At 64.8% G+C, this 22998-nt stretch carries 17 protein-coding genes; 9 read left to right on the top strand and 8 right to left on the bottom strand.

Translation table 11 applies throughout. The features are described from left to right. Positions 1-46 precede the first annotated feature (46 nt). Together FTO74_RS03425 and nrdR are read right to left on the bottom strand one after the other, a co-directional pair. Positions 47-1066, bottom strand: a complete 1020-nt coding sequence (locus FTO74_RS03425) for an isocitrate/isopropylmalate family dehydrogenase (protein ID WP_162536883.1) — start codon at positions 1064-1066, stop codon at positions 47-49. Beyond that, positions 1063-1545, bottom strand: coding sequence for a transcriptional regulator NrdR (gene nrdR / locus FTO74_RS03430; RefSeq protein WP_162536884.1), 483 nt, complete (start codon positions 1543-1545; stop codon positions 1063-1065). The genes FTO74_RS03425 and nrdR overlap by 4 nt, the downstream gene beginning before the upstream one ends. A 203-nt stretch (positions 1546-1748) precedes the next feature. Here nrdR and FTO74_RS03435 point away from each other — a divergent pair, with 203 nt between their 5' ends. Next, the gene (locus FTO74_RS03435; protein WP_255462476.1) at positions 1749-3416 is read left to right on the top strand and encodes a S53 family peptidase; all 1668 of its coding nucleotides are present in this window, start codon (positions 1749-1751) and stop codon (positions 3414-3416) included. On the opposite strand, the gene FTO74_RS03440 is transcribed toward FTO74_RS03435, so the two are convergent. Continuing rightward, positions 3413-3583 (bottom strand): hypothetical protein, encoded by a 171-nt coding sequence (locus tag FTO74_RS03440; RefSeq protein WP_162536885.1) that lies wholly within the window; start codon positions 3581-3583, stop codon positions 3413-3415. The two genes, FTO74_RS03435 and FTO74_RS03440, sit on opposite strands and share 4 nt — an antisense overlap. 10 nt (positions 3584-3593) lie before the next feature. Between FTO74_RS03440 and FTO74_RS03445 the strand changes: the two genes are divergently transcribed. Both FTO74_RS03445 and FTO74_RS03450 read left to right on the top strand, forming a co-directional pair. Further along, positions 3594-3938, top strand: coding sequence for a DUF1440 domain-containing protein (locus FTO74_RS03445; protein WP_162536886.1), 345 nt, complete (start codon positions 3594-3596; stop codon positions 3936-3938). 36 nt (positions 3939-3974) lie between these two features. Continuing rightward, positions 3975-4229, top strand: coding sequence for a DUF167 domain-containing protein (locus FTO74_RS03450; RefSeq protein ID WP_162536887.1), 255 nt, complete (start codon positions 3975-3977; stop codon positions 4227-4229). Between the two features lie 64 nt (positions 4230-4293). Here FTO74_RS03450 and FTO74_RS03455 read toward each other — a convergent pair whose 3' ends face one another. The 3 genes from FTO74_RS03455 to FTO74_RS03465 are packed head-to-tail and all read right to left on the bottom strand — an operon-like array spanning position 4294 to position 6986. Continuing rightward, a complete protein-coding gene (locus tag FTO74_RS03455; protein ID WP_255462477.1) occupies positions 4294-5331 on the bottom strand; it encodes a lysylphosphatidylglycerol synthase transmembrane domain-containing protein in 1038 nt (345 codons plus the stop codon). Beyond that, positions 5328-6026, bottom strand: coding sequence for a lytic transglycosylase domain-containing protein (locus tag FTO74_RS03460; RefSeq protein WP_162536888.1), 699 nt, complete (start codon positions 6024-6026; stop codon positions 5328-5330). The genes FTO74_RS03455 and FTO74_RS03460 overlap by 4 nt, the downstream gene beginning before the upstream one ends. Positions 6027-6059: 33 nt before the next feature. Continuing rightward, positions 6060-6986, bottom strand: a complete 927-nt coding sequence (locus FTO74_RS03465) for an HAD family hydrolase (RefSeq protein ID WP_162536889.1) — start codon at positions 6984-6986, stop codon at positions 6060-6062. A 278-nt stretch (positions 6987-7264) separates the two neighbouring features. Here FTO74_RS03465 and FTO74_RS03470 point away from each other — a divergent pair, with 278 nt between their 5' ends. The 4 genes from FTO74_RS03470 to eutC all read left to right on the top strand — a co-directional run bounded on the left by FTO74_RS03470 (position 7265) and on the right by eutC (position 13178). Further along, the gene (locus FTO74_RS03470) at positions 7265-9214 is read left to right on the top strand and encodes a hydantoinase/oxoprolinase family protein (protein WP_162536890.1); all 1950 of its coding nucleotides are present in this window, start codon (positions 7265-7267) and stop codon (positions 9212-9214) included. Next, the gene (locus FTO74_RS03475) at positions 9211-10779 is read left to right on the top strand and encodes a hydantoinase B/oxoprolinase family protein (protein WP_162536891.1); all 1569 of its coding nucleotides are present in this window, start codon (positions 9211-9213) and stop codon (positions 10777-10779) included. The genes FTO74_RS03470 and FTO74_RS03475 overlap by 4 nt, the downstream gene beginning before the upstream one ends. 258 nt (positions 10780-11037) lie before the next feature. Next, positions 11038-12426 carry an ethanolamine ammonia-lyase subunit EutB gene (locus FTO74_RS03480; protein ID WP_162536892.1) on the top strand — a complete coding sequence of 463 codons (1389 nt, stop codon included), beginning with the start codon at positions 11038-11040 and terminating at the stop codon, positions 12424-12426. Beyond that, on the top strand, positions 12423-13178 hold the full coding sequence (gene eutC, locus FTO74_RS03485; protein WP_162536893.1) for an ethanolamine ammonia-lyase subunit EutC: 756 nt from the start codon (positions 12423-12425) through the stop codon (positions 13176-13178). The genes FTO74_RS03480 and eutC overlap by 4 nt, the downstream gene beginning before the upstream one ends. A gap of 290 nt (positions 13179-13468) precedes the next feature. On the opposite strand, the gene FTO74_RS03490 is transcribed toward eutC, so the two are convergent. Beyond that, positions 13469-14782: an NCS2 family permease gene (locus FTO74_RS03490; RefSeq protein ID WP_162536894.1), complete on the bottom strand. Its 1314-nt coding sequence runs from the start codon at positions 14780-14782 to the stop codon at positions 13469-13471. A gap of 69 nt (positions 14783-14851) precedes the next feature. Continuing rightward, on the bottom strand, positions 14852-18814 hold the full coding sequence (locus tag FTO74_RS03495; RefSeq protein ID WP_162536895.1) for a carboxypeptidase regulatory-like domain-containing protein: 3963 nt from the start codon (positions 18812-18814) through the stop codon (positions 14852-14854). A gap of 370 nt (positions 18815-19184) precedes the next feature. On the opposite strand from FTO74_RS03495, the gene FTO74_RS03500 reads away from it, so the two are divergent. Both FTO74_RS03500 and FTO74_RS19940 read left to right on the top strand, forming a co-directional pair. Beyond that, positions 19185-22202 carry a DEAD/DEAH box helicase gene (locus FTO74_RS03500; RefSeq protein ID WP_345933999.1) on the top strand — a complete coding sequence of 1006 codons (3018 nt, stop codon included), beginning with the start codon at positions 19185-19187 and terminating at the stop codon, positions 22200-22202. Further along, on the top strand, positions 22147-22860 hold the full coding sequence (locus FTO74_RS19940; protein ID WP_345934000.1) for a TRCF domain-containing protein: 714 nt from the start codon (positions 22147-22149) through the stop codon (positions 22858-22860). The genes FTO74_RS03500 and FTO74_RS19940 overlap by 56 nt, the downstream gene beginning before the upstream one ends. The last annotated feature ends 138 nt before the right edge of the window (positions 22861-22998 follow it).

Consider the following 22998-nt stretch of genomic DNA (forward strand, 5'->3'; position numbering starts at 1 on the left):
CCATGCTTTTTACTTACCCATACCGCCCCGAGAACGGTACGAAGTACTAGCCGATTGCCGCGATGACCGCATCCGCAAAGGCCTTGGTGCCACTGTTGCCGCCGACATCCTTCGTCAGCGTCTTACCTTCGGCGTATACCGTCTCAAGCGCGGTTTGCACCTTCTCGGCCGTCGCAGGCTCGTCGATGTGGTGCAGCATCAGCACCGCCGACTGCAACAGCGCCGTCGGGTTCGCCTTATCCTGGCCCGCGATATCCGGAGCCGATCCATGCACAGCCTCGAAGATCGCGCACTCCAGCCCGATGTTCGCTCCCGGAACCAGACCCAGCCCGCCCACGAACGCCGAGCACAGGTCGCTCAGGATATCGCCGTACAGGTTCTCGGTCAGGATGATGTCGTACTGATAAGGGTTCAGCACCAGTTGCATACAGGTGTTGTCCACGATGTGCTCGGCATAGGTCACCTCGGGAAATCCGGCGGCAACCTCCTGGCAGCACTTCAGGAACAGGCCATCCGACAGCTTCATGATGTTGGCTTTGTGGATGGCGTGAATCTTCTTGCGCCCATGCTTCTTCGCGTAGTCGAAGGCCGCCTTCGCGATCCGCGTCGAGCCCTTGCGCGTGATGATCTTCAGGCTCTGCGCCACGTCCGGCTGCACCATCACCTCGAGTCCCGCGTACAGATCCTCGGTGTTCTCGCGGAAGATGATGAGGTCGATGTTCGGATAGTTCGTCTTCAGCCCCGGCAGCGACTTCACCGGCCGGAAGTTCGAGAACAGGTCGAACTTCTTGCGCAGCGTCACGTTGATCGAGCTGAACCCGCCGCCGATGGGCGTCGTCACAGGCCCCTTCAGGGCGACACGATTCTGCTCAATCGACTCATATAGCGCCTTCGGGATGTACTCCCCGGTCTTCGCGAACGCGTCCGCGCCCGCATCGTAGCGGTGCCAGTCGAACGAGCATCCGGTTTTCTTGCCAGCTGCCTCCAGAATCGAGACAACCGCGGACGAGACCTCGGGGCCGATGCCGTCCCCAGGGATCAGTGTGATCTTGTGTGCTTCGCTCATGCACTTCCTTTCTTATGCTTGTTTTCCCTGACGTTCAACAACTCTTCCAGCTCTGCCTTGAACTCCCGCACGTCCTTGAAGTCGCGGTACACGCTGGCAAACCGGATGTAGGCCACCGTGTCGATGCCCTTCAGCCGGTTCATAATCAACTCGCCGATCTCGGTCGTCGTGCGCTCGCGCTCGGGCGAATCGACGACGAAGGCCTCGGTCTCATCGACGATCTCTTCGAGCTGGCTGGCGGAGACGTTGCGTTTCTGGCACGCCTGCATCAGTCCGCCCAGCACCTTCTGCCGGTCGAACTTCTCTCTGCGCGCGTCTTTTTTCACGACCATGTAGGGGATCTCGTCGATCCGCTCGTAGGTGGTAAACCGTTTATTGCATCGTTCGCACTCGCGCCGTCGGCGGATGGAGTCCGCCTCTTTACTTTCGCGCGAGTCCACGACCCGATCCTGCCCGAAACCGCAATAAGGACACTTCATGGAGATAGGCCCGATTCTATCAGCAGTACTTCGTACCGTTCTCGGGGCTGCATGGGCAGGATTGACAGCAAAGGGCCTCCCGCTGGTCGGCAGCGAGCATATTTCTTTCCGACCAACGGGAGGACCACGCGAAGCAGTAAAAAGGCGTGCAAACGCCCGCCCCGCGCGTAGCGGGCCCGTCCGGCAGGACAAAGCTTTTGTGGATGTTTTTTCTCCCCTCCAGCTACATCCCCAAACCTCCTCCGCATCCAATCAGCCACATGGAGGTTCCCATGCCTGCTTCAGCCCGCTTCGCATCTCAACCCCGAGTCACTCTTCCCGGCAGCGAACGATCCCCATTCGTCCCCGCAGCAGGAACTGGTGAGCCAACCCCGCACCCCACGGCCTCCAAGGTTACGGTCTCGGTCCTCGTGCGGCCCAAGCAGCCACTCGACCCCCGCACCCTGGGCCAGCTCGGCACCCGCCTGACCCGTGCCGCCTATGCCAAGCAGCATGGCCCTGACCCCGCATCGCTCCAACTGGTCCGCGACTTCGCCGCCGAGTACGGTCTCACCACCGAGACCACCCCCGTCCCCCACACCCTCCACCTCACCGGCACCTGCGCCGCCATCCAGAAGGCCTTCGGCGTCCAGCTAAAGCAGCACACCATCGCGGGCCGTCAGTGCCGCCTCCGCGAAGGAGCGATTACCCTTCCGAATGAGCTGGATGGCCACGTCCTGGCCGTCCTCGGCCTCGACACCCGCCCACAGGCCAGGCCCCACTTTCGCGTAGCCCGCGCCGAGGCCGTCAACACTTCCTACACCCCCGTCCAGGTCGGCCAGCTCTACGGCTTTCCCGCCGGAGCCACCGCCCCCGGACAGACCATCGGCATCCTCGAGCTGGGCGGTGGCTACCGCACCGCCGACCTCACCGCCTACTTCAAAACCCTCGGCCTGCCCGCGCCCAGCGTCACCGCCGTAGCGGTCGACGGCGGCAAGAACACCCCCGGCGACGCCAACGGGGCTGACGGCGAGGTCATGCTCGACATCGAGGTCTGCGCGGCCATCGCTCCCGGCGCGAAGATCGTCGTCTACTTCGCCCCCAACACCGATCAGGGCTTCATTGACGCTATCTCCACCGCCGTCCACGACACCACCCACAAGCCCGGCATCCTCTCCATCAGTTGGGGCGGCCCGGAGTCCTCGTGGACCAAGCAGTCCACCACCGCGCTCGACGCCTCCTGCCAGGCCGCCGCCGCCGTCGGCGTCACCATCACGGTGGCCGCGGGCGATAGCGGCTCCTCGGACGGCGGCACGGGCAATAACGTCGATTTCCCCGCGTCCAGCCCGCACGTCCTCGCCTGCGGCGGCACCAAGCTCGAAGGCAGTGGCACGACCATCACTTCGGAGGTCGTCTGGAACGAGACCGCCGCCGATGAGGGCGCGACCGGAGGCGGTGTCAGCACGGTCTTCCCGCTGCCCACATGGCAGCAAAACGCCAACGTCCCCAGCAATGGCCGTGGCGTTCCCGACGTCGCAGGAGACGCCGACCCCTCCACCGGCTACACCATCCGCGTCGACGGCGAGAGCGCGGTCATCGGCGGCACCAGCGCCGTCGCGCCGCTCTGGGCGGGCCTCATCGCGCTCGCCAACCAGCAGAACGGCACCGACGCGGGCTTCCTCAACCCCACCCTCTACACGGCCCCGTCCGCCCTCCGCGACATCACCTCCGGCAATAACGGAGCCTACACCGCCGGTCCCGGCTGGGATGCCTGCACCGGCCTGGGCAGCCCCATCGGCACAGCCGTCATCGAAGCTCTCGCTGGCATTAGTAGCAAGCCGGTCAAGAAACCCGTCGGCAAGACGCCCAAGCCGGTGAAAAAGCGCGCCTAAGGAGATACATCATGCAGTCTGAAAAGCATCCCATTCGCGGCATCCTCGCCGGAGTAGCGGGCGGTCTCGTCGCTGCCTGGGTGATGAACGAGTTCATGGCCGGTCCCGGCACGAAGCTCACCCACGCCATCCAGTCCGACGAAGAGAACGCCAAACAAGCCCAGCATCGACGCCACCATGAAGGCCGCCGACGCCATCGTCAACACCGTCACCGGCGGACGCCACCTCTCGCTCGAAGAGAAACAGAAAGACGGCCCCATCGTCCACTACGCCTTCGGAGCCCTGATGGGTGGCCTCTACGGCGGCCTCGCCGAGTACAGCCCGCTCGTCCGCTCGGGCTTCGGAACCAGCTTCGGCGGCGTCCTCTTCACCGGGGCTGACCTCATCGCCGTCCCCGCCTTCAAGCTCTCGGGCGCTCCCACGGAGTTTCCCGCATCCGCCTACGCCACGCCCTTTGCCGCCCACATCGTCTACGGAGCCACCACCGAGCTGGTCCGCCGCATCGTTCGGGCTGTTCTATAAATCTGGCGTGAGATCATCCTTGAGATGCAACCCGCGTTGAAATCCCGGCTCCGGCAGGAGGGCCAGCTCACTCTCCAGGTCAAGGTCATCCCCCGCGCCCAGACCAGCCACGTCGCCGAGCTGATGGCCAACGGCGCGCTCAAGATCAAGGTCAACGCCATCCCCGAGGACGGCAAGGCCAACGAAGAGGTCCGCACGGTGCTGGCCGATTTTCTGGACGTTCCCAAGCGCAACGTGGAGATCGTCCGCGGCCACACCAGCCAGCAGAAATTGGTTCGGGTTCAAAGCTAAAGGCAAAAGCGCCCTAGCGCCGGGCGGGCGGCACTTCGTGCGGTACTGGACGCTTCGCGTGTTTCTAGCCGATCACGGCTTCTTCGGCCTCTTCACTGCGCCGCGCCAGCGCCTCCAGCGAGATCCCCTCCACCTTCGCATACACCAGCCCCACCGGAATCACGCCCATCGTCGTAATCAACCAAAGCATCAGCCCCGAGCTGACCGCCAGCTCCTGCGGAATCCCAAACAGCAGCGTCAGCGCCGCAATCGTCATCGCCTGCGCCCCGCCGCCCACGCCCGGCAGTTGCACCAGCGATCCCACCACGCTGAACCCCATCAGCAGCAGCGTATGCGCAACGGTCAGGTGCGAGACCGGAGCCGGAAACGCCTTCATCACCAGCACATACGAGACCGCAATCGTTGCCCAAAGCACAATGCTGATCCCCGCCACCGAGGCAAAATCCCCCCATCCCGCGATCACATCCAGTCCTTCTCGAAACGCGTGAACCTTCTCCGCAACTGATGCCCCGGCGTTCTTCGAGACGATTCCGACGAACCCACTCATCAGCCGCGCCATGACGCCGCCCGCCACCCGCACGCTGACCACGAACGCTGCGACAATCAGCGTCAGCCCCGCGATCACATAGCCCACCTGATGAAACCGTTCATGGAACGGCAGCGAATCCAGCCCCGGCGAGACCGCCAGATTCAGCCCGAAGAGCAGCCCGAACGCCCCCAGATCGAAGACCCGCTCCACCGCCACCACGGCGATCTGCGAGGCAAAGCTCAGCCCTGTCCGCCGCGCCACCAGCAGAGGTCGGATTAGCTCGCCAATGCGCCCAAAGAGAGAAAGCCCGGTAAATCCGACAAACTGCGAGCCGACCAGTTGCCACCAGCGCGCCGTCGAAGGCGTCCGCCGCAGAAACACCGCCCAGCGCACCGCCCGCAGTACGTAGTTCACGTAGATGACGAGCAGCGCCGCCAGCAGCATCCGCCAGTCAGCCGTCCTCAGGCTGCGCCCGAAGCCCGCCCAGTCGAAGTGCGACGTGTGCAGCTTCCACGCGACGAAGCCCGCCAGCGCGGCCAGCAGAACCCACGGCAGCGCCTTCCGCACACTCACTGCGCCGCCACCAGCTTGGTTTTTAGGGCTAAGTCCTGAAGAGCAAGCTTGCGCCGGTTGTACTCGAGAATTACCCGCCGCACATACTCCCGCGTCTCAGGAAAGGGAGGCACGCCGTGGTACTTGTCCACCGCGCCCGGCCCGGCGTTATAGGCGGCCAGCGCCCGCTGCAAATCATCCTTATACCGCGTCAGCAACTGGTCCAGATAAGCCGTTCCCCCGGCAATATTCTGGTCCGGCAAAAACGCGTCCTTCACTCCCAGAGTCGCCGCCGTTCCGGGCATCAACTGCATCAGCCCACGAGCACCGGTGCGCGATACCGCCAGCGCCCGCCCGCCGCTCTCGGCCTTGATAACGCTCGCCAGCAGGTCCGTGTCGATGCGATGCTCGGCCCCGGACTTGGCCACTAACGCCTGTATCTGGGCCGCAGTGGTGGGTGCCGTTTTTACCTCTGGAACCGGAGGCTCGACCCTCTCCTCCAAGACCTCGACCTTATCCACGGACCCCGCCGCCACCTCGACGTAGTTATCGGCGGTCAAGTAGAGCCGTGCCCGATCTCCGTCGGCCTCGCGCCGCACCACGTGGTCGAACTCCTGCCCGTTCTTCAGCGTCACATGCTCGGCGGCACGAGCCAGCGGCGTCGCCAACACAAACGCCAGCGCCAATCCGATCTGCCCTCGCCCGAAGCCGCTCATACCCAAAAGCCTACCATCTAGCCTTTATCGGCTCTACCGTGCGAGCGCCGACATCGCCAGCAGTTCCTCGACCACCACCGCGACGCCATCCTCATGGTGCATCCCGGCCATCTGCCAGCCGCGCTCCCGGGCCATCGCCTGCAAGTCCTCCGGGGCGTTGCCCATCAGTACCGGCGAGCCCGCAATCTCCAGCATCGACAGGTCGTTCCAGTTATCGCCAAAGGCCATAATCTCTTTGTTATCAATCCCCATCGAGGCAGCCAGCCGCGCCAGAGCCACGCCCTTCGAGCAGCCGCCGGGCAGGATATCCAGCAGGCAGAGATCGCGCTCGGGGTACTCGGCCTTGTGCAGAGCCACCGCCGCATCGGCCCGGTCGTCGCCCACGCCCGCGACCCAGGGCAGCTCCAGCATCCTGTCCGCCGCCGCCCTCATCCGCTCAATCGAGCCGCAGAGCATCATCTGGATCGTCGCGGCATCCGCGTCAAGGCACACTTCGATCGGCTGCATGTTCTCGATGTAAGCCGCGTTCGCCTCCATCCAGCGGCCGATGCTGATGTGCAGGTCGGCCAGCTCTTCCACGACCAGCGAGCCGCGCTCGTCCTCACCATCGGGCAGCACCTTGTCGAACGTAATGACCAGCGCGTTGCGGAAGCCGTCGAGGTGCCCGCAGAGCTGCCGCGCCCGCTCGACGGACATCAAGTTACGGTCGAGCAGCCGGGTGGGCTGGCCCATGGTGCGGGTCACGGTTCCGTTCGAGCTGACGAGCACGGTCTCGGGGCCGAGGCCGATCTCCCGCAACGGCCGCATGGCATAGCAGTGTCGCCGCCCGGTCGCCACGACGACGGCGATCCCCGCCGCCTCTGCCGCCCGCAGTGCAGCGGCATTGCGTTCGCCGGGCCGACCGTCGCGGGCCAGCAGCGTTCCATCTAAATCGACAGCAATCATCTTTACCAAAGCCATATCTCATTCTCACATCAGAGAGCATCTTTATTTCCGACCAGCGGGAGGACCACGCGAAGCTTTAAAAAGGCGTGCAAACGCCCGCCCTCCGCGTAGGAGGCCCGTCCGGCAGGACAGCCGTTGTTTTAGGAGCACGGCTTTAGTCGTGCCCTTAACGAGCCGGGCTGTATTCTGATCTGGATACGAGTCAGGCACCTGCGGCACGGCTTCCCGTACGGATGTCACAGGTTTAAGGGTAATCAAATGAACATCTTGCGTAACCGCGCCGGGGAGTGCCGATGCGCGTAGCCATTGACAGCGGCGGCACCTTCACCGACTGCGTCTTCCTCCGCGACGGCCGCCTCGAAGTCCTCAAGCTCTTCTCCACCCCCGCCGATCCCGGCCAGGCCGTCCTCAATGCCGCGAGACAGGCCGCAGGCCCGGAGCAGATCGAACTTCGCCACGGGACTACCGTTGGGACCAACGCAATGCTCGAGCGCAAGGGTGCCCGCGTGGCTCTGGTCACCACCGCCGGATTCGAGGACGTCATCGCCATCGGCCGTCAGGCTCGCGCCAGCCTCTACGACTGGTTTGACACCCCGCCTCCCTGCGTCGTCGAGCAGCCGCTCCGTTTCGGCATCGACGAGCGCGTCACCGCGGAGGGAGCCATCCTGCGGACCCCTACCGAGGCCCAGCTTGCGGCCCTTCGCGAAGCCATCGCGGCCAGTGGAGCCGAGTCCATCGCCCTCTCGCTGCTCTTCTCCTTCGCCAACCCGGCCAACGAGCGCCTGATCGCCGAGGCGCTGGCCCCGCTCGGACTGCCCATCTCGGTCTCGCACCGCATTCTGCCCGAGTTCCGTGAGTACGAGCGCACCGCGACGGTCGTGGTCAACGCCTACTTGGCCCCGAAGGTCGGCAGCTACCTCAACGCCCTCGAAGCCGCGCTGCCCGAGGGCGGCGTCAGCGTCATGCAGTCTTCGGGCGGCATCGTCCCGGCCTCGCTGGCCGCGCGCGAGCCGGTCCGAACGGTCCTCTCGGGACCGGCGGGCGGCGTCATCGGAGCGTGGCACATCGCCCGGCAGGCGGGCATCCCCCGCATCATCGGCTTCGACATGGGCGGCACCTCCACCGACGTGGCCCTCATCTCCGACGCCGGGCCGACCACCACCAGCGAGTCCATCGTCTCCGGCCTGCCGGTTGCCGTGCCCATGCTGAACATCCACACGGTCGGCGCGGGCGGCGGCTCGCTGGCGCGCTTCGACGCGGGCGGCATCCTTCGCGTCGGCCCGGAGTCGGCAGGCTCGGTCCCCGGCCCCATCTGCTACGGGCGCGGCTCGCTCCCCACGGTTACGGATGCAAACCTAGTTCTAGGCCGTCTCGATCCCGACCTCTTCCTCGGCGGAGCGGTGAGGCTGGACGAGCCGCGCACCCGCGAACTGATGGGGGCCGCACGCGGCAGCCTCGGCTCGGTGGAACGGTTCGCCTCGGGCATCCTCACCCTCTCCGAGACTGCCATGGAGAAGGCTATCCGCGTCATCTCCATCGAGAGCGGCTACGACCCGCGCGAGTTCCCGCTGGTCAGCTTCGGCGGCGCCGGCCCGCTGCATGCCTGCTCGCTGGCCCGCGCGCTGCGCATCCCCCGCGTGCTGGTGCCGTGTATGCCGGGGGCCCTGTCGGCGCTGGGCATCCTGATCGCCGACGTGGTGCGGGACTACTCGCGCACAGTGATGCTGCCGCCCTCGTCTGACCTGCTGGCCACGCACTACGCGGAGCTGGAGACACAGGGCGAGCAGGAGCTTCTGGCCGAAGGGCTTCAGGGTACCAGCGTCCGCTCCGCCGACGTGCGCTACGTGGGACAGGGCTACGAGCTGAACGTCCCCGCGGGCGAGACGATGCTGGAGGAGTTCCACCGCGCGCACGAGCGCCGCTACGGCTATGCCAATCGTGAGCTGCCCGTAGAGGTGGTCAACCTGCGCGTGCGGCTCACGGCGAAGTCGGATGCCATCGAGCTTCCGCGCCGTGCCGCACGTCCAGGTAACGGTGTTCAAGCGAAGATCAAGACGCGGCCCATCTGGTTCGAGGGCGAGTGGCGGGAGAGCATCGTCTACGACCGCGACCGGTTGCATCCGGGCGACGTATTCTCCGGACCGGCGCTCATCACTGAGTACAGCTCCACGACCGTGCTGCCGCCGCGCTGCGTGGCCACGGTGGACGAACTCGGCAACCTGTTGATTGAGGTGAATCAATGAGCGCAATCGACCCCATCGAGCTGGCCGTCTTCAAGAGCGCCACCCACTCCATCGCCGAAGAGATGGGCGCGACCCTGCGGCGGACCTCTTTTTCGCCCAATATCAAGGAGCGCCGCGACTACTCCTGCGCGGTCTTCGACGCCTCGGGCGAGGTGATCGCGATGGGCGACCACATGCCCGTCCACCTCGGCTCGATGCCCATGTCGGTGCGGGCGGCCATCGACGCGCTCACGCTGGGGCCGGGCGACATCGCCCTGCTCAACGACCCCTACGCGGGCGGAACCCACTTGCCCGATTTGACTATGGTGTTGCCGGTCTTTACCAAGGGCGAGTCCGCGCCGGTCTTCTACGTGGCCTCGCGGGCGCACCACGCCGACGTCGGCGGCATGTACCCCGGCTCGATGGGGCTGTGCCGCGAGGTCTACCAGGAGGGCCTGCGGATTCCGCCGGTGAAGCTGGTGCGGGCGGGCGAGATCGACCCCGGCATCCTCGGCATCATCCTGCATAATGTGCGCACGCCGCGCGAGCGGGAGGGCGATTTGCTGAGCCAGATCGGGGCCTGCCGGGTGGGCGAGCTGCGGCTGCGGGAGCTGCTCGAAAAGTACGGTGCTGCACAAGCTCGGCTGTTTTCGACCGCGCTGCTGAACTACGCCGAGCGCCTGATGAGAGCGGAGATCGCCAAGGTGCCGCAGGGCCGCTTCGAGGCCGAGGACTTCCTCGACAACGACGGCTTCGGCAGCGAGCCGGTCCGCATTGCGGTGGCCATCACGGTTGCGGGCGAGGGCGTGACCATCGACTTCGCGGGCTCGCACGCGCAGATCGCCAGCAGCCTGAACGCGGTCTACGCGATTACCTACTCGGCGGTCTTCTACGTGTTGCGCTGCCTGCTGCCGGACGACGCTCCGGCCGCGGCTGGCCTCATGCGGCCGGTGACGATGCTGGCCCCGCTTGGCTCCATCGTCAACGCGCAGCTTCCGGCTCCGGTGGCTGGGGGCAACGTGGAGACCTCGCAGCGGATCGTGGACGTGCTGCTGCGGGCGCTGGCTGCGGCGCTGCCGACGAGGATTCCGGCGGCCAGCTCGGGCACGATGAACAACCTGACCATCGGCGGCGTGGACCCGAGAACCGGGCGCGCGTTTGCCTACTACGAGACGACCGCCGGAGGCCAGGGCGCGCGGCCCGGCGCGGACGGCCTCTCCGGCACCCACGCCCACATGACCAACTCGCTCAACACGCCGGTGGAAGCGCTCGAGTACGCCTACCCCTTCCGCGTCCGGACGTACGGCTATCGTGTTGGCTCGGGCGGCGCGGGCCAGTTCCGTGGAGGCGACGGGATCATACGCGAGATCGAGCTGACCACCCCGGCGCGGGTAACTCTGCTGGCCGATCGCCGCGTCTTCCAACCCTACGGGCTGGCAGGCGGCGAGTCTGGTGCGGCAGGCAGATCGTTGCACCGCTCAGGCGAAGAGTTGCTCGAGCTTCCGGGAAAGACAAGCCTCGAAATCAAGGCTGGCGATTCAATCCGAATCGAGTCCCCGGGCGGCGGCGGCTGGGGAGCTGCATGAGCTATTAGGGCAAAGCTTTAGCCAGACCTCTAATAGCTCGAAGACGCCTTTGCCGTTGCTTGTTTTCTTGGTTGTCATTCAGGAGCGAAGCGGAGGAATCTGCTTTTGTCGTTGTTCTTGCCGTTGCTTCTGGGGTAGGTCAGGGCTTTAGCCCGGACATTAAAACTCGCCACAGAAGCGGGCTTTAGCCCCCGAGGTATGCTTTCTTCAATTCGCCACAAATCCGGCGATACAACAGGAATCGCTTACTATGCAGGCATGACGTTTCTGCACAGCAGCGGTGGTGAGACCTTCCGGTTCGAAGACCTGCGGACACTGCTTGCCAAGGCCAGCCCGCTGCGCTCGGGAGACGAACTGGCCGGAGTCGCTGCCACCTCCGCCATCGAGCGTATGGCCGCGCGAATGGCTCTGGCGGACGTGCCGCTGAAGGAGTTTCTGCGCGAAGCGGTCATCCCCTACGAGAGCGACGATGTGACCCGGCTGATCGTGGACACGCATGACGCGGTAGCCTTCGCACCGATCAGCCACCTGACCGTGGGCGGTCTGCGGGACTGGCTGTTGAGCGATTCGTTCGACGAGGACGGCGTCACCCCAGCCGCGCTGGCCGAGGGTTTGACGCCGGAGATGGTGGCCGCGGTCTCGAAGCTGATGCGGAATCAGGACCTGATCCTGGTGGCCCGCAAGTGCCGCGTGGTGACGCGGTTTCGGACCACGGTGGGGCTTCCGGGCAGGCTCTCGGTGCGGCTCCAGCCCAACCACCCCACCGACGACGTGCAGGGCATCGTGGCCTCGACCATCGACGGGTTGCTCTATGGATGTGGGGATGCGGTCATCGGGATCAACCCGGCGGGCGACTCGCTCCACAACGCGGTTCGCCTGCTTCAGGTGCTGGACGAGTTCCGCCTACGTTATGAGGTGCCCGTGCAGAACTGCGTGCTGGCCCACATCACCCACGCCCTGCGGGCGATGGAGCAGGGCGCGCCGGTCGATCTGGTCTTTCAGTCGATTGCGGGAACGCAGGGGACGAACGAGAGCTTCGGGGTCTCGCTGGCGCTGCTCGAAGAGGCGCACCAGGCGGCGCTGGCGCTGGGGCGCGGCACCGTGGGGACCAACTGCATGTACTTCGAGACCGGGCAGGGCAGCGCCCTTTCGGCTGGTGCGAATCATGGGGTAGATCAGCAGACGTGCGAGGTGCGGGCCTACGCGGTGGCGCGGCGGTTCTCGCCGATGCTGGTCAACACGGTGGTCGGGTTCATCGGGCCGGAGTACCTCTACGACGCCAAGCAGATCATCCGCGCAGGGCTTGAGGACCACTTCTGCGGCAAGCTGATGGGGCTGCCGATGGGCTGCGACATCTGCTACACCAACCACGCCGAGGCCGATCAGGACGACATGGACAGCTTGCTGACGCTGCTGGGCGTGGCCGGGGTGAACTTCATCATGGGCGTGCCGGGGGCGGACGACATCATGCTGAACTACCAGAGCACCTCGTTCCACGACTCGCTGTACGTGCGTGAGGTGCTGGGGCTGCGGCGAGCGCCGGAGTTCGAAGCGTGGCTTGCCGGAATGGGGATTGTGGATGAGCGCGGCAGGCTGGCGGCCTCGCGGGCGGTGGCGGAGAGGCTGTTGCCGGTGGGGTTGCGATGAAGGATGAGCTGGCGCGGGATGCGTGGGCGGGGTTGGCGCGGTGGACTCCGGCCCGGATCGCGCTGGGGCGCGTGGGGGTGAGCGTGCCGACCGGGGCCACGCTGGAGTTTGGAATGGCCCACGCGCGGGCGCGGGATGCGATCCATACTCCGCTGGATGTGGCTGGGCTTGCTGCGGAGCTGCGGGATGCTGGCTTTGCGACGGATGCCGTGACGACCCGGACTTTATCGAGGGCGGAGTATTTGCTGAGGCCGGATCTGGGGCGGCGGTTGTCTGCGGCTTCTCGTGAGGCGATTGTTTGCGATGGTGCTGCGGGCCGATTGACCGTGGTGATGGCCGATGGTTTGTCGGCGCTGGCTCCACGGCGTCATGCGGTGCCGTTGCTGGTGGCACTGCGGCAGAGGCTGATCGACTGGACGCTCGATACGGTGTTTATTGCAACGCAGGCTCGCGTGGCTGTGGGTGACGAGATTGGCGAGCTGCGCGGGGCGGAGGCAGTGCTGGTCCTGATCGGCGAACGGCCAGGGTTGCAGGCCAGCGACAGCTTGGGGGCTTATCTGACGTACGCGCCGCGAGTGGGGTGCTCGGATGCGGAGCGGAATTGCGTCTCGAATGTGCGGGTGGGTGGGTTGGGTTATGAGGAGGCGGCTGGGTTGTTGGGGCGGCTGCTGGAAGGTGCAAGACGGCTTGGCGGCAGTGGGGTGGGGTTGAAGGATGAGGGTGAAGAAAAGAAAGCATACCTCGGGGGCTGAAGCCCGCTTCTGTGGAGAGTTTTAATATCCGGGCTAAAGCCCGGACCTACCCCAGAGGCAACGGCAAAGGCAACAGCAAAGACAACAGCAAGAACAAAGACAGAAGCAGATTCCTCCGCTTCGCTCCTGAATGACAACCAAGAAAACAAGCAACAACAAAGAAACAGGCAACAACGAGGGGGTTCATTCATTGACGGTTTCGTCGCCGATGGGTGGATGACTTCAAGTGCAAAAGCGCCCTTGCGCCGGGCGGGCGGCACTTCGTGCGGTTCTGGACGCTTCGCGTGTTTTTAGCCGTGGCTCATCCACGCAAAGCGTGCCAGAAAGAGCAGCGCCAGCAGGTAAAGCATCCAGTGCTGACGGCGGCCACGGCCCGTGGCCAGCTCGAGGACCGCGAAGCTGATGAGGCCGAAGGATAGGCCGGTGGCGATCGAGTAAGTGAGCGGGATCGTGATGAGCGTCAGAAAGCTGGGGATGGCCACGCGCGGCTCGTCCCAGTCGATGCGCGCCGCGCCCGCGACCATGAGGGCTCCGACCAGAATTAGCGCGGGCGCGGTGGCGAAGTCGGGGATGGCTCCTACGGCGGGGGCGACGAAGATCGCAGCGAGAAAGAGGAGACCGGTGACGATGGCTGTGACGCCGGTGCGGCCTCCTGCTGCTACTCCGGCTGACGACTCGATGTAGCTGGTGACCGTGCTGGTGCCCGCGAGCGAGCCTATTACTGTTGCCGAGGCATCCGCGAAGAAGATGCGGTCGAGACGCGGGATGGTGTGGTCTTCGGCGATCAGGCCCGCGCGCTCGGTGACCGCGACCAGGGTGCCGATGTTGTCGAAGAGATCGACGAAGAGGAAGACGAAGATAATCTCGAGCGCGTTCATCCGTAGCGCCCCGCGCAGGTCGAGGTGGAAGGCGGTCTCGCGGATGGCCAGCGGGTTGAAGGTGGACGGGTGCCACTGCACCTGGTGGCAGGCGATGCCGAGGGCCAGCGTCGTAAGTACGCCGAGCAGCATCGCGGCCTTGACCCGGTAGGCCGAGAGTATGGCGATGAAGACGATGCCGAAGATGGCGAGCTGGACCGAATGATCGTGGAGGTTGCCGAGCGTGACCGTGGTGGCCGGGCTGGGCACGATGAGGCCGGAGTTGCGCAGCCCGATGAAGGCTATGAAGAGGCCGATGCCCCCGGCCACGGCGGCGTGGAGCTGGTAGGGGATGGCGGCGACGAGTCTTTGGCGGATGCCCCCGAAGGTGAGCAGCAGAAAGATGACGCCCGAGAGGAAGACGGCTCCGAGTGCGGTCTGCCAGGGGATGCCCATGCCCTTGACGACGGTGTAAGTGAAGTAGGCGTTCAGCCCCATGCCGGGCGCGAGCGCGAGCGGGTAGTTGGCCAGCGCGCCCATCAGGATGGAGCCGATGGCCGCGCAGAGGCAGGTGCTGGTGGTGACGGCGGCCAGCGGCATCCCCGTCTGCGAGAGGATGGCGGGGTTGACGAAGATAATGTACGCCATGGTGATGAAGGTGGTGAGACCGGCGAGGGTCTCGGTCCGCCAGGTGGCGTTGTGGTGTGCGAACTGGAAGTGCTCTTCGAGGCGCTGCTGCAGGGTCATGGAGGGGCTTTCGCGGGAACGGCCGCCAGCCTTGTGAGCTGGCGGCCGAGTTAAGCATAAGGCCTTGCGTTAGAAGGTAAGACCGAGGGACATCTGGATCTGGCGCGGTGCTCCGATGGTGTGCTTGGTGATGCCGAGGCCGCCCGCCTGCTTGGTGTAGAGGCTGTAGGGATCGGTGCTGTAGCCGGGGGCGTTGTTGTAGCCTTCGTTCTGCGAGACGTTGTCGGTAGGGATATCGAAGCTGCTGGTGTTGGTGACGTTGAAGACGTCGAAGGTGTAGCGCAGCTTGAAGATATCGTGGATAGGAAGTACTTTGACCAGCGAGGCGTCGGTACGCTTCTGCCAGGTCTGGCGGAAGATGTTGCGCTGGCCGCTGGTGAAGCCGGTCTCGAAGACGTCGCCGTTGGGGACGCCCTGCGTGCCCTGGGCGATGAGCGGGATGGTGAAGCAGGAGGCCTTGAGGGCCGCGCCGGTCTGGGTTTTTTCGTTGTAGAAGGCTCCGGAGTCGCCGGTGAGGGCGTTCTTGGGAGTGCAGCCGGGAGCCAGGGGGACGATGGGGTTGGTGATGCCGTCGAAGGTGCTGTAGTAGAGGCTGCCGACGGCTCCCGAGTAGTCGATGACGCTGTAGGGCTGGCCGCTCTGGATGATGCCGATACCGTTGAGGGACCAGCTATTGAAGAGCTTGCCCCTCAGGGTACCGTCGCCGTAGAACTTGGGCAGCGTGTAGCTATAGGTGAAGTTGAGGACGTGGGTGCGGTCGAAGTCGGCCGAGCCGTAGCCGCTGCGCAGGTTGTTGGGATCGTTGCCGTTATAGAAGAGGCCGAGGGCGCTCTGTTCATCGGTGGCGTGCGAGTAGGTGTAGGAGAGACCGGCCTGGAAGCCGTGGCTGAGGCGCTTCTCCACGTGCGCTTGAAGCGCGTGGTAGGCGGAGATTCCAGCGGCGGTGTAGGTCTCGGACTCGGACGAGAGGCCGGTGTAGGGGACGCGGAGGTCGACGTTGCCGCCCTCGTAGTTCTGCTGCATCTGCCCGTACTGGCAGTTGCCCTCGGTGGGGTCGTTCACGCAGATGGGGGCGAAGGTGTTGTTGTCGAGGACAGTGTAGCCGTAGCTGAAGTATTGGGCGTTGGGTCCACCGGCCAGAGTGGGGTTGTTCTTGGTGGCGACGTGTGCCTGGTTGAACGGCAGCGGGATGACCTGGTGACGGCCCAGGTTGCCGACGTAGCCCAGCTCGACCATCAGGTAGTTGGTCGGCTGCCACTGCACGTTGAAGGTGAAGTTGATGCTGTAGGGCAGCTTGTTGGCGCGGTTGTAGTCACCCAGCGTAAAGGGCTGCGCTCCGGCGATGATGCTGGCCGCATTGGGCAGGGACTTGGTGACGTCGGCGGCGCTGGGGTTCGACGGGCCGGGGCCGCGCACAGATCCCCAGGGCGTCGCCAGCGAGTAGTCGCTGGTGTCGGGGCCACCGGGGGTTCCGGCTCCGCAGACGGGGATGTAGAAGTCGTAGAGATAGCTGGTTTTGCCGTAGGGGGAGGAACTGTAGCTGCAATGCTGCTCGGTGACGAAGGGCGGTGTCTGGCTGACGCCGAAGGGGCCGCCGGAGATCTCGCCCGCCGCGTATCCGGGCGAGAGGTAGGTGTACAGCTCGCCGCGGTCGTAGTACATGCCGGTTCCGGCGCGGACGACCACCTTGTTCTGGAAGATGGTCGGCTGCCAGGCGGCTCCAATGCGGGGCGCGATGCCCCACTGGCGGCCGGTGAGTGTGGTGTTGCTGACGCCGCTGGTGCCGTTGGCGTTGTTGCCTGCGATGATGATGCCTGAGTTGGCGATGATGTCGCCGCCGACGTTATAGCTGTAGAGCGAGGGGTCGAAGTTGTAGAGGCGGCCGTTCTTTTCGGTCAGGCCACCGTTCCAGTCGTAGCGGATTCCGGCGGTGATGGTGAGGTTCGGCTTTACCTGGAACTTATCCGAGAGGTAGAGGCCGAGCTGGTTGGCGCGGTAGTAGCGGTTGGCGTCGCCCTGCAGGTAGGTGGTGGCGACGAAGCCGTTGGTGCTGTACGGAGTGATCCAGTTCTTGGCGAAGGTGGCGAAGTCGGGCGACGCCACCGAGCCTTTGCCGGTGCGCTGGTCGCGCACGTTGAGCTGCGTGTACGCGTAGCTGCCGCCGAAGGTGACTGCGTGCTTGCCCTTGGTCCAGATGGCGTTGGCCGAGGGCTGGAAGCGGTTCTGGAAGATGCCGGTGTTGGGGCTCTGCGACGAGGCGGCAGGCCCGATGCTGAGCGACTGCGCGCCCAGGCCGTCGGGGGTGTTGGAGCCGAGCGTATCCACTATCGTCAGGCCGGGGAAGTAAGAGCCGAAGGCCGGGGTCATGGCCGCTGCCGGGGTGTTGGCCTGTCCGGGAGCCCAGGGCTGGTCGTTGGTGCTATAGGCCTTCTCGCGCACATAGCCCAGGGTCTCGGTGATGCTGAGGCTGGGGCGCAGCGACTGTACGTTATTGATGGAGATGACCTGCGAGCCGGTGTCCATGTGCTCGGTGAAGCCGCGCACGTTGGAGACGGCGAAGGGGGAGCTGTTGGGATCGTGCTGGTAGTAGTACTTGATGGCGAGAATGTCTTTGGGCGTGGCGTTCCAATCCAGCGAGGTAGCAAGCTGATCGGAGATGAACGAGGACGTGCCGGTCTGGAAGGAGTTGTAGGGCGAGAAGAAGCTGGGCGCGTGGCCGTTGTCGTTCGGGATCAGCCAGCTTCCGTCGGGGTTCTTGGCCTGGAACATGGCGAGGCCGACCGGGTTGGTGGACCAGTCGCGGGCGGTGACGTCGAAGCCGTTCTCGCCGATGGTGAGCTGGCCGGGATTGTTGGGATCGGGCACGCCGAAGCTGTTATTGACGAGCTGAGCCAGCCCGATGGGAGTGCGATTAGTGTCGCTGAGGCCGACCGGCACGGGAGCTTCGGTGTCGCCGGTCTCCTGGTCGGAGATGTAGAGGTGCTGGTAGCCGATGAAGCCGAAGAGCTTGTCCTTGATGATGGGGCCGGAGATCGTTCCGCCCGCGATGTAGCGGTGGAGCTGCGGGTTCTTGTCGCTCTCGGGGACGTTGGAGTCCTTCTTGAAGAAGAAGGGCGCGGCGTTCATAAAGTTGGTGCCGCGGTGCCCGTAGGCGCTGCCGTGGATGGCGTTGCCGCCGGACTTGGTGCTGAGGTCGATGTGCGCGCCCGAGGCCGAGCCTTGCTGCGCGTCGTACATGCTGGCGTTGACGCGGGCCTCTTCGATGGTTTCCGGCGCGGGCGTGGGGATGGCGTTGCCGATGGCGAGATAGACCGATGACGCGCTCTGGATCAGCCCGCCCGCCCCGGCGATGCCGTTGCCGGTGTTATTGATGACGCGCGCCGAGGCCACCTGGCTGGTGCTCTTGCCGTTGAAGAGGTTGCTGCCGTCGACGCCGTTGAGCTGGAAGCTGTTGGAGGTGTCGCGCTGGCCGTTGGCCCATATGGGCGAGTTGCCGAGGCCCGAGTTGACGCCGGTGCCGCCGGGTAGCTCCGCATTGACGCCGGGCGAGAGGATGGCCAGCCCGGTGAAGCTGCCGGTGGGCAACGGGATGGACTCGATCTGCGTCTTGTCGAGGACGTAGCCGTTGGTGGTGTCGGCGGCGTTCAGCAGCGGGTTCACGTCGACCGTCACCGAGTCTGAGACCGCGCCGACCTGGAGCTGCGCGGGCAGGGTCACGGTGCGGTCGGCCTGGACGAGGATGCCGGGGAAGCGCTTGGTGGAGAAGCCGTCGCGGCTGAAGACCAGCGTGTAGTTGCCAATGGGGAGGTTCTGGAAGGTGTAGAAGCCGTTGCTGCCGGAGGTCTGGGTGCGCTGGATGCCGGTCTGCTCGCTGGTGGCGGTGACGGCGGTGCCGGGCAGGATAGAGCCGGAGGGATCGGTGATCTCGCCGGTGATGCCCCCGAGGGTCTGCTGGGCGAGCGCGGTGGAGGAGGCAAAGAGAGCGAACAGAAGAACCAGGACGGCGGCGAAGGTACGGCGACAGTTGAACATAGGGTGCCTCTCCACGGATGAATGTTCGGGATGCTGCTGGTGATACAGGACTGCGCGCCATGCTGCTGAAGCGCTGGTGGAAAGACGATAGCGGCCCCGTCGAGGGGCGATCCGTGCAAGGTTCTGTGATGTTGTGAAATGACAATAAACCATCGCCGGGGCTGTGCCTAGAATTAATTCAAGAGGAAAAAACATTGTCTTGCCGGATGTGACTCCTACGCGTCGGGTGGGTGTTTTCATTCCTCTTTGAAAGCTTCGCGTGGACCTTTCCGTCGGCGGTAAAAATGCTTGCTGCCGACCAACGGAAGGCCCTCAGAAGATCATTCTGCCCATACAGCCCCGAGAACGGTACGAAGTACACTGGTTAGGCATGATTCTTCCGTTTGTCCGCGATCTGTTCGCCGATCTGAAATCGTCTGACTCCTTTGAACGCGTTCGGCGGCACTTGCAGTCGGGCCAGGGGCGGCGGCGCATCGCAGGACTCACCTTCACGGCGAGGGCGCTGTACCTGCCCTACATGGCGAAGGCGTCCGAGGCTCCGGCGCTGGTGCTGGTGGCGGACAACAAGGCCGCCGAGGCGTTGCACCAGGCCGTGCTGGCCGCGGCCGAGCTGACCGGCGCGATGTCGGCGCCCGAGATCGTGCGCCTGCCCTCGCACGACGTGCTGCCGTTCGAAAACCTCTCGCCGCACCCGGAGATTCAGGAGACCCGCGCGGCCACGCTGTGGAAGATCACGACGGGCACGGCCCGGCTGGTGATCGCGCCGGTCGAGGCGGCCTGCATGAGGCTCTTCGGCAAGGACTACTACGCGTCCTTGGCTCTGCGTTTGAAGGTCGGTGAAGAATATCTGCCCGAGATGCTGGTGGAGCATCTGCTCTCGGTGGGCTATACGCGCGTGGACGTGGTGGAGATGCCGGGGCAGGTGACCGCGCGCGGCGGCATCGTGGACGTCTACTCGCCCGAGCAGGAGCGGCCGGTGCGGATCGACTTCTTCGGCGACGAGATCGAGTCCATCCGTAAGTTCGACCCCGAGACGCAGCGCTCCAGCTCGCACCTGGACGAGGCGCTGCTGCTGCCGCTGACCGAGACGCCGGTGACGGAAAAGTTATTACAGGCGATCAACGCGCGGCTCACACGCTCGGGTATCGCAGGCGCGGAGCTTGAAGGCGGCGAGACGCCGCGTGAGCTGGAGACGCATGTCTCCACCCGCACAGGCTCCGACGCGACGGTCTTTCCGGGCTGGGAGTTCTTCGCCCCGGTCGCGGGCGCGAAACACAACCTGCTGGAGCTGATGGGACCCTCGACTCGCGTGTTTGTCGAAGAGCCGGCAATGATCAAAAACCAGGGCGAGCGCTGGTGGAACAAGGTTGAGCAGCGGCACGACCGCTCAGGTATCGGCAATTTGGTGCGGCCCGAGGATGTGTACCTCTCGCCGTGGGATCTCGACGACCGGATACGCGGCTTCTGCGGCGCGGAGCTGGACCAGCTGGGCGCGGTGGATGTGCTCGACGCAGACCGCAGCGACCTGAGCGAGGTGGAGTTCGCGACGCGGCCCACGATGCGGTTTCACGGTGCGATTCCGGCCATGATCGACCAGGTGAAGGTGCTGATCCGGCAGGAGGCGCGGATCGTTCTGACCGCGCCGAATCAAGGGGAAGTGGAGCGTCTGGCCGGGCTGTTACAGGAGTACGGCGTAGCGTATCGGCTGGGTTCGCGCAACACGGCGCATGGCTCAGAGACGATGTACTCGGAGTCGAGTCATCTTGCGGGTGATCTGCGTGCGCCGGTGATCGTGCGGACCGCGATTGCCAACGGTGTGCAGGTGCTCGATCTCGACCATGCCACGGCGCGGCAGCTCGTGGTCTTCGGCGCGAACGACCTCTCCGACGATGCCGATATTCAGGCGCGTCCGGCCACGCGCAAGTCGAAGACCTCGGCATTTATCTCGGACTTCCGCGACCTTGCCGTCGGCGATTACGTCGTTCACGTGGAGCACGGCATCGCGCAGTACTGCGGGCTGCGCGTGCTCGAAGAGGGCACGGACGACGCGTTGGAGCTGATGATCCTCGAGTTCGCCGAGCAGGCCAAGCTGTACGTTCCTCTGACTCGATTGGATCTGATCCAAAAGTATCGCTCGACCGAGACAGGACCCGCGCCAGTGTTGAACAAGCTGGGCGGGCAGGGCTGGCAGAAGACCAAGGCACGCGTCAAGAAGGCCATGGCCGATATGGCCGCGGAGCTGCTGAAGCTCTACGCGCAGCGCAAGGCCGCCGAGGGCACGGCGTTCTCGCCGGATAACCACTTGCAGCGCGAGTTCGAAGACGCGTTCGCGTTTACCGAGACAGACGACCAGCTCTCTGCCATTGCGGACATCAAGAGCGACATGGAATCGACGCAGCCGATGGACCGCCTGCTCTGCGGCGACGTGGGCTACGGCAAAACAGAAGTGGCGATGCGCGCGGCCTTCAAGGCCGTGCAGGACTCGCGCCAGGTAGCTGTGCTGACGCCCACGACGGTCCTCTCTTTCCAACACTACGAGAGCTTCAAGAAGCGCTTCGCGAACTTCCCCGTGAACATCGAGATGATCTCGCGCTTCCGCACGCCGAAGGAGCAGAAGGCGATTCTCGAGAAGGTCGAAGAGGGCAAGGTCGATATCCTCATCGGCACGCATCGCGTGCTCTCGAAGGATTTGAAATTTCAGGATCTCGGGTTGCTGATTGTCGATGAGGAGCAGCGCTTCGGCGTGCGCCACAAGGAGCGGTTGAAGCAGATGCGCACTGCGATTGATGTGCTGGCCATGTCGGCCACGCCGATCCCGCGCACGCTGCATATGTCGCTGGTGGGGCTGCGCGATATGAGCGTCATCGAGACGCCGCCCAAGGACCGCATGGCGATCCAGACCATCGTCGCGAAGTTCGATGAGAAGCTGGTGCGCACCGCAATCGAGATGGAGCTGGAGCGCGGCGGCCAGATCTACTTCGTGCACAACCGCGTGGAGACGATCTACGACATGGCCGCGATGATCCGCGAGCAGGTGCCCTCGGCGCGGGTTGTGATCGGCCACGGACAGATGCCGGAGGCGGAGCTGGAGCGCGTGATGCTGGCCTTTATGAATCACGAGTACGACGTGCTGGTGGCTACGTCGATCATCGAGAACGGGCTGGATATTCCGCTGGCCAATACGATCATCATCAACCGCGCGGATCGGCATGGTCTCTCGGAGCTGTATCAGTTGCGCGGCGTGTGGCCGGTCAAACCGGCGTGCTTATTCGTACCTGCTGATTCCGCCCGATACCGAACTGACGGAGATTGCGCGGCGACGGCTGGCTGCGTTGAAGGAGTTCTCCGATCTTGGCGCGGGGTTCAAGATTGCCGCGCTCGATCTTGAGCTACGCGGCGCGGGCAACATGCTGGGCGGCGAGCAGTCGGGGCACATCGAGGCCATCGGCTTTGAGATGTATACGACGATGCTCGAAGAGGCCGTGAACAAGATGAAGGGCGAGGGTGAGAAGCCCGCGCACGCGACCACTGTGCTCAACCTCGGCATCTCGGTGCGGATCGACTCCGATTACATTCCCGAGGAGAACCAGCGGCTGCGGATGTACAAGCGGATCGCGGGCGCGGCGGATCAGGCGACCATCGACGATGTGCGCTCGGAGCTGCATGATCGCTATGGCGCGCCGCCGGAGAGTGTGTTGAACCTGCTCTCGGCGGGCGAGCTGCGTCTGCACTGCGAGCGGCTGGGGATCGCGCAGCTCGACCGCAAGCGGACGCAGATCGAGCTGCCGAATCCGAACGGAAATAAAAAGGCTCCGATCAAGACGTTTGTGGAGATGCTGCATCTGCGGTTTGCGGTCCCCGAAGAGGGCACGCTGGCTCATGCGGCGGTCGATCCGGGGATGCTGATGAAGCTGGTGGCGCGAAACGCCAAGCGAGGCGCGCAGTTTACGCCCCAAGGGATTCTGCGCTGGCCGTTGACGAGTGCGAAGGCGGAGGATGTGCTGGCGGAGACGCGGGCGCTGCTCGATTCGTTAGATCCTGCCTAGAGTTTGTTCTGCCGGACGGGGCACTTCGTATGGTTTCGGTTTCGTGTAACCCGCTGGTCGGAAGGAAAATTCTCGCTGCCGACCAGCGGGAGGCCCTATGCTGACGATTTACCCAGATCGCCCCGAGAACGGCACGAA

Origin of the sequence: Granulicella sp. WH15, from assembly GCF_009914315.1 — a bacterium.
GTDB lineage: Bacteria > Acidobacteriota > Terriglobia > Terriglobales > Acidobacteriaceae > Edaphobacter.